Annotated in this window: 6 protein-coding genes and 1 tRNA gene; 3 read left to right on the top strand and 4 right to left on the bottom strand. The window is 75.3% G+C overall.

Features of this window, described 5'->3' with window-relative positions:
• Window positions 1–372: 372 nt before the first annotated feature.
• On the bottom strand, window positions 373–2,493 hold the full coding sequence (locus C8D89_RS18160; RefSeq protein ID WP_423717157.1) for a bifunctional copper resistance protein CopD/cytochrome c oxidase assembly protein: 2,121 nt from the start codon (window positions 2,491–2,493) through the stop codon (window positions 373–375).
• 118 nt (window positions 2,494–2,611) lie between these two features.
• On the bottom strand, window positions 2,612–3,082 hold the full coding sequence (locus tag C8D89_RS18155; RefSeq protein WP_133251959.1) for a hypothetical protein: 471 nt from the start codon (window positions 3,080–3,082) through the stop codon (window positions 2,612–2,614).
• Window positions 3,083–3,221: 139 nt separating this feature from the next.
• Between C8D89_RS18155 and C8D89_RS18150 the strand changes: the two genes are divergently transcribed.
• Window positions 3,222–3,295: transfer RNA gene (locus C8D89_RS18150), tRNA-Arg, on the top strand.
• Window positions 3,296–3,358: 63 nt separating this feature from the next.
• On the opposite strand, the gene C8D89_RS18145 is transcribed toward C8D89_RS18150, so the two are convergent.
• Together C8D89_RS18145 and C8D89_RS18140 are read right to left on the bottom strand one after the other, a co-directional pair.
• Entirely contained in the window at window positions 3,359–4,549 is a 1,191-nt protein-coding gene (locus C8D89_RS18145) for an NAD(P)/FAD-dependent oxidoreductase (RefSeq protein WP_165825784.1), read from the bottom strand.
• Between the two features lie 35 nt (window positions 4,550–4,584).
• A complete protein-coding gene (locus C8D89_RS18140) occupies window positions 4,585–5,502 on the bottom strand; it encodes an SDR family oxidoreductase (protein WP_116709520.1) in 918 nt (305 codons plus the stop codon).
• A gap of 80 nt (window positions 5,503–5,582) precedes the next feature.
• Between C8D89_RS18140 and C8D89_RS18135 the strand changes: the two genes are divergently transcribed.
• Both C8D89_RS18135 and C8D89_RS18130 read left to right on the top strand, forming a co-directional pair.
• Window positions 5,583–5,951, top strand: a complete 369-nt coding sequence (locus C8D89_RS18135) for an ArsR/SmtB family transcription factor (protein WP_116709519.1) — start codon at window positions 5,583–5,585, stop codon at window positions 5,949–5,951.
• Window positions 5,951–6,565 carry an SRPBCC family protein gene (locus C8D89_RS18130; RefSeq protein ID WP_243418211.1) on the top strand — a complete coding sequence of 205 codons (615 nt, stop codon included), beginning with the start codon at window positions 5,951–5,953 and terminating at the stop codon, window positions 6,563–6,565. The genes C8D89_RS18135 and C8D89_RS18130 overlap by 1 nt, the downstream gene beginning before the upstream one ends.
• Window positions 6,566–6,668 lie beyond the last annotated feature (103 nt).

Below are 6,668 nucleotides of genomic sequence, written 5' to 3'. Positions count from 1 at the left end.
ACCCCACGACACCACAACCACAAAGCCATGGCGCCGACGAGGACAAACACACCAAACATTCAGCACACTGTTGAGTTCTCAAAGGACAACCACACGCAACTCACCCGGGCCGTTTCCGGCCGAGTTCCTCGCGGTGTTTCCCACTGTACCCGACCCGTCGTGGTGGTCCGTGGCGGGGGTCCCCGTCGGTCCGTCCCGTCGCGGGCGGGAGGCGTTCACCTCGGAGCCACCGAGGGCTCCGTCTGACCGCCGTCTTCGACTGTACCCGAGAACCGAGTCCCCGGTCGGCTCCCGGCCGGCCGCTCGTCGCGTCCGTTCCCCGGGTGCCTCACCACTGTACGCGACCCACCGGACCGGGGTGACGACCCGGGGTCAGGTACCGCGTTCGTGCACCTCTTCGCCGGGGCCGGACGCCGCCGAGGCCTCGGTCGTCGCACGGGCGTGCTCGGCGGGCTCCGCCCGTCCCGTGGTCGCGAGCGAGCGCAGCATCGCGTTGTACGCGGCGAGCTCGCTGTCGCCGTCGCGGTCGGCGCGACGGTCCTCCCGCCGGGCGGTGCGCTCGTCGGCACGGGACCACTGCACGAGCAGCGCGATGAGCACGACGAGCATCGGGACCTCGCCGCTGGCCCAGGCCAGCCCCCCGCCGGTGGTCTGGTCGGCCAGGCGGTCGACCCACGGCAGCTCGAGCTGCTGGTAGAAGCTCGCCCCGATGACGGTCTCGGAGCTCATGACCGCGATGCCGAAGAAGGCGTGCAGCGGGATGGCGACGAAGAGCAGCCCCAGCCGGCCGATCGGGGGCAGCTGCCGGGGACTGGGGTCGATGCCCACGATCGGCCAGAAGAAGAGCAGGCCGACCAGCAGGAAGTGGACGTTCATCGCGAGGTGCGCCCAGTGGGACTCGAGAGCCACGTCGAACAGGCCCGAGAAGTACAGGACGTAGAAGCTGCCGACGAACAGCGCGAGCGCGACGAGGGGCTGGGTCAGGACGCGGGCGACCGGTGAGTGCACGGCGGCGAGCACCCACTCGCGCGGTCCGGGCGGAGCACCCGTGCCCGCCGGGGGCAGGCCGCGCAGCAGCAGCGTCGCCGGTCCGCCGAGCACGAGCAGGATCGGCACCAGCATGTTGAGGATCATGTGCTGACCCATGTGCACGCTGAACATCACCGGCGCGTGGCGGCCGATGCCCGACGAGGTCGCGACGAGGAGCGCCAGGCAGCCGGCGAGCCACGCCACGGTGCGACCCGCCGGCCAGGCGTCGCCGCGGCGACGGAGACGGCGGACCCCGGCGAGGTAGAGCCCGGCGAGGACCAGCGCCGCCGTGCCGAAGACGAGGTCGAAGCGGGACTGGGTGACGAGGCCGGCGACGGTCAACGGCTCGTCGACGGCGTACCCGACGAGCGCCTCGACACGCGTCGGCGCCGGTTGCGGTGCGACGGGCGGTGGCGTCCGGCCCAGCGCGACCGCGACGCCCATCGTGGCCGCCATCAGCAGCACCTCGAGCCCGGCGAAGCGCACCAGTGCGCCCGCCCGTCCCGCGTCGAGGGCGGGGATCCCCCGCCGGCGGTGCCACGCGCCGAAGGCGCCCAGCGCCACGAGGGCGAGCGCCTTGGCGAGCACGAGCGCCCCGTAGGTGCTCGTCACGAGGTCGCCCGGCGTGATCCTGACGAGGGCGTTGACCACACCGGAGACGGCCAGGAGGATCCAGCACACCAGCGCGACCGCGGAGAAGCGGCGGACGGCGAGCCCGGGGTGGCGTCCCCCGGCCACCAGGTGGGTCACGACGGCGACGAGCCCGCCCACCCAGACGGCGGCGGCGAGGACGTGCCCGAGCAGGCTGTTGGTGGCGACGTCGTGATCGCTGCCGCCGGCCGAGTGCCCGGTGAGCGCCAGTGGCAGGAGCCCGAGGAGCGCGACGCCGAGACCGACGACGGCCGCGCCCCAGCCGAGGACGACGCGCGTGACGCCGAGGGTCACCAGGGCGGTGAGCGCGGTGAGCGTCCAGGCGGAGGTGGCCTCGATGCCCGGGACGGCGGCGGCGAGCACGCGCGCGTCGAGCATCTCCGACACCGGACGTCCGTAGGCGTCGGCAGCGCTGAGGGGGATCATGAGCAGCGCCGCGACCGACCACGTCGCCGCCCCCCACGACGCGACCCGCACCGCGCGGTACCCGTCGGCCGACAACCAGCCCGAGGACGCGGGCGGCGTGAAGAAGCCCGCGAGCAGCAGGAAGCCGATGGTCACGGCGGCGGCCGCCTGGCTCACCGCCCGCACGACGGGCAGCGCGTAGACGGTCAGCGGGCCGGGGTCGGGCAGGCCGAGCCGTGCGAAGGTCGCCGCGCCCGACAGGGTGCTCAGCGCCAGCGCGACGACCGCCGCCACGGCCAGCAGCGGACCGACCTGGGACAGGAACAGCGCAGCGGGCGTGGCGGGACGGGACGCCGGCGCGGCGTCGCTCGCCGGCGCGTCGGAGGGCGGCGGGGTCGTCGTGGCCACCTCCCCAGGGTAGGTCGCGGCGCCGGGGAGCACGTGCGGTCGGGCTCGGGTGCTCCACGAGCCGCCACCCTTGTCCTCGCGGGCCGCGGCGGTCCGTGAGCCCGTGTCGTCCGACACGTCACACGACGAAGAGGACGGGGATGTTGTTCCGGATTTGCTCGGTGGTGACCTGCTGGGTCCACCGGCTGTTCTCACCGAGGGCGACCGTGTACCGATCCGGGTCCTCGGGGATGCCGGCGACGGTGAACGGGAGCACGCACCCGGCCGGAGCGCGGTCGGTGTCCGTCCGACCGGGGCCGAGAGGCGCTGACGAGACCAGGGCACCCCAGGAGTCGATGACCCGCACGACGGTGCCGCTGTGGACCGGCCCGCTCGCGGGGACCGGACAGGGCTGACCGGCGACGGTCACGGTGCCGCCGACGACCAGACCGGGTGCCCCGTTCTCGTCCTCGAGGAGTCCGCAGCCCGCGCCGGTCAGCGCCACGACGAGGGCGACGAGGAGGGCCGGCAGGACGCGCAGGGGCCGAGGTCGCGTCGCGCCCCGGTCCCGGCGGGGTGGAGCACACGAGCTCGGCGGACGACGAGTCATGCCGCCACCGTCCGCGCCGGGACGAGGGATCGATGTGAGCCGACGCGGACGATCGCCTTGCGGATCGCGCCCGAGTGCGTTCCGGGCCGTCGCGAGCGTCGAGGGAGGGATCCGGACGTGCCGCTAGTCTGTCCGCCGAGCCCCCGTAGCTCAGCTGGACAGAGCATGGGCCTTCTAATCCCGTGGTCGCAGGTTCGAGTCCTGCCGGGGGCGCCCGCGGGCCCCGCACCTCCGCGCGTAGGCGCCCCGCGTCGGCGGTGAACTCCACGATGCGGCTCACGGCGCGCTCGCGACGGCGGCCCGCGGCTCGGCGCCGGGCCAGCGCGCGGTGCCGGGCAGGCGGCGCTCGACACCGATGGCGGCGACGACGCCCCGGACCTGGACCAGCTTGGCCAGCACGGCGGCCCGGCCGGTCCAGGCCCGGCCCCGGGCCACGTCGTCGCGGGTGGTCGGCTGGAGCACGGCGCGCCGGGTCCCCAGGCTCACGGCGCGTGCGGTGAAGCCGAGGTCGAGGGCGTCGTCGACCGGCTGCCCGAGCGCCTCGGCGCGCAGGAGGTCCGCGGCGTGTGCGGCGGAGGGGAAGGCGAACTGGCAGGACATGCTGTAGCGGTCGCCACCGGGTCCGGGCGTGTGCCCGGCGTCGCCCACCGCCAGCACCGCCGGGTGGGACACCGACCGCAGGGTGGCGTCGGTGAGCACCGCGCCCCGGTCGTCCACGGCGATCCCGGCCTCGCGGGCCAGCGGCGGCGCCGCGAACCCACCGCACCACACGGTCAGCTCCGCCGGCACCTCGCCGCGGTCGTCGAGGTGCAGCCGGCCCGGCTCGACGGCGCGGACCCGCGTCCCACCCCGGGCCTCCACTCCCAGCTCCCGCAGGGTCGTGCGCACGTGCTCGGCGCCCCGTCGTGTGAACCACGCCCCGACCTCGCCCGCGGTGACCAGCCGCACCCGCACGTCCGGGCGTCGCCCGGCGAGCTCGGCGACCGTCTCCAGGCCCGTGAACCCGCCCCCGACGACGGCGACGTCCGCGCCCGGCCGCAGCGCGGCGAAGGCCGGGCGCAGCCGCTGCGCGGCCTCCAGGTCCCCGACGGCGTGCACGTGCTCGCCGCCCGCGAGCGGAACGGCCGTGGTGCTACCCGTGGCGAGGACGACCCGGTCGAACGCGACGACGCGCACGCCCTCCGGCCCGGCCACCGTGGCCCGCCCGCCGGCGGGATCGAGGTCGACGACGCGGCCCGGCACGAGGGTGACGGCCGTCCCGAGCAGGTCGCGCAGGCCCGGCGCGGCCACCCGCCGCCCGATCGCGACGTGGTGCAGGAGGAGGCGGTTGACGAACCGGGGCCGAGGGTTCACGACCGTCACGTCGACCCGGCCGCGCGACCGGCCGGCCAGGCGTACCGCCGCGGTCGCCCCCGCGTAGCCGGCGCCGACGACGAGGACCCGCATCGCGTTCTGTGGTGTGCTCATGCTCACGGGACGAGACGGCGGTGCCCGCCGTGACATCACCGGTAGCCCGTGGTGTCCGCGGGCCGACCGGCGTCCTGGACCTCGACGAGGTAGCGCCAGCAGTCGGGCCGCGAGCCGTCGAGGTCGGTGACGCCGTAGACCGCGGCGAGCTCCCCCGACGAGGTCGACGCCGCGGACCACCGCGCCCGGTCGGGGTCGGCGGCGAGGGCCGCGACGCCGCGCCCCAGGAACCGCGGCGTCTCGGAGATCGCGAAGTGCGGCTCGCGGACCAGGGCGTCGCGCCAGGTCTGCTCGGTGACGCCGAAGTGCTCGAGCATGATCTCCGAGCGCAGCCACCCGGGCGTCACGGCGAGCGCGGTGCCGCCGTGCGGCGCGAGCTCGTGCGCCCACGAGCGGGCGAGGCGGATCGGCGCGATCTTGGCGAGGTCGTAGAAGACGTTGAGGCGGTAGTGGCGGTCGTTGTACGCGGCCGTGCCGTCGGTGACCTCGACGACCAGCCCGCCCGGCCGCCGCGCGAGCAGGCCCAGCGCGTGGTGGGCGGTGACGAGGTGGGTGTCGATCGCCAGCCGCAGCGTCCGCAGGCCGTTCGCCAGGTCGTGCTCCCACACCGGCACGTCCCACTCGACCAGGAGCTCGCCGCCCCAGATGTCGTTGACCAGCACGTCCAGCCGGCCCTGCTCGCGCTCGATCCGCGCCACCAGCGCCGCGACGGCCTCGGGCTCGAGGTGGTCGGTGGGGACGGCGACGCCGCGGCCCCCGGCGGCCGTGACCAGGTCGGCGGTGTCCTCGATGGTCTCGGGGCGGTCGTACTCCGAGCGCCGTGCCCGGGTGCTGCGCCCCGTGACGTAGACGGTCGCCCCCGCGGCGCCCAGCTCGACCGCGATGCCGCGGCCGGCCCCGCGGGTGGCGCCGGCGACGAGGGCGACGGTGGCGGCGAGGTCGGCGGTGGTCATGCCGGCACCCTGGCACGACCCCCCGACAGCCCTCGGTACCGCGCTTGACTTATATAAGCGAAAGCTGTTGATTATCGGCCGTGCACGCGATGGACGTGCTCGGCGACCCGGTCCGCCGGCGGATCCTCGAGCTCCTCGCCGACGGCGAGATGACCTCGGGCGCGGTCGTCGAGCGCATCCGCGACGAGTTCGGCATCTCGCAGCCCGGGGTGTCGCAGCACCTGCGGGTACTGCGGGAGAACGGGCTGGCCACGGTGCGCGCCGTGGGCACGCGGCGGCTCTACGCCGTCGACGCCGACGGGCTGCGCGAGGTGGACGTGTGGGTGGGGCGCTTCCGGCGGTTCTGGGAGCAGCGCCTCGACGCCCTCGGCACCGAGATCGCCCGCGGGAAGCGCGCACGCAGGACGTCCCGAGCGCACGCACCCGACCCCGACACCGAGGACACCTGATGGACCTCTTCTCCGAGCTCGACGCCATCCACCGCGAGGTCGCCCTCGACGACGTCGAGGGCGACACCGTCCGGGTGCTGCTGCGGCGCCGTTACCCCACCGGGCCCGAGGACCTGTGGAGCGCGCTCACCGAGCCCGAGCGCGTCGTGCGCTGGTTCCTGCCGCTGCACGGCGACCTGCGCGAGGGCGGGTCGTTCCGCTTGGAGGGCAACGCCGGCGGCGACATCCTGACGTGCACCCCGCCGCGCCTGCTGCGGGTGACGTTCGGCCACGAGACGAGCGTGGTCGAGCTGCGCCTGGCCGCGGACGGCGAGGACACGGTGCTCGAGCTGGAGCACACCGTGCCGCTCGCGATGGCCGGCAGCGCGGCGGGCTCCCTGTTCGTCGGCCCCGGCTGGGACGGCGCGCTGATGGGGCTCGGGCTGTTCGTGCGCGGCGAGGCCGTGGGCGACCCGGTGGCCGCGGCGAACTCGCCCGAGGTGATCGAGTTCAACCGACGGTCGATCGAGCGCTGGGTGGCCGCCACGCAGGCAGGCGGCGGCGCGACCGCCGAGGAGATCGAGGGCGGGAGGCAGGCCGCGCTCGCGCAGTTCGTGCCCGACGGCCCGCCCTGAGCCGCGACGGCCCGCGACACCGACCGACGAGTAGGTCACACTGGCGGGCGTCATGCTCGCCCGGTCGGCGCATCGGGTGGGGCTCGGGGGTCGGGAGGGGTGT

This window comes from Actinomycetospora cinnamomea, assembly GCF_003096675.1.
Classification (GTDB): domain Bacteria; phylum Actinomycetota; class Actinomycetes; order Mycobacteriales; family Pseudonocardiaceae; genus Actinomycetospora; species Actinomycetospora cinnamomea.
This window is presented reverse-complemented; position numbering and strand designations above follow the sequence as displayed.

What these genes read in the sequence shown, in the direction of transcription:
- C8D89_RS18145 (WP_165825784.1), bottom strand. Translation starts at nt 4,549, where the DNA reads ATGAGCACACCACAGAACGCGATGCGGGTCCTCGTCGTCGGCGCCGGC.
- C8D89_RS18155 (WP_133251959.1), bottom strand. Translation starts at nt 3,082, where the DNA reads ATGACTCGTCGTCCGCCGAGCTCGTGTGCTCCACCCCGCCGGGACCGG.
- C8D89_RS18140 (WP_116709520.1), bottom strand. Translation starts at nt 5,502, where the DNA reads ATGACCACCGCCGACCTCGCCGCCACCGTCGCCCTCGTCGCCGGCGCC.
- C8D89_RS18130 (WP_243418211.1), top strand. Translation starts at nt 5,951, where the DNA reads ATGGACCTCTTCTCCGAGCTCGACGCCATCCACCGCGAGGTCGCCCTC.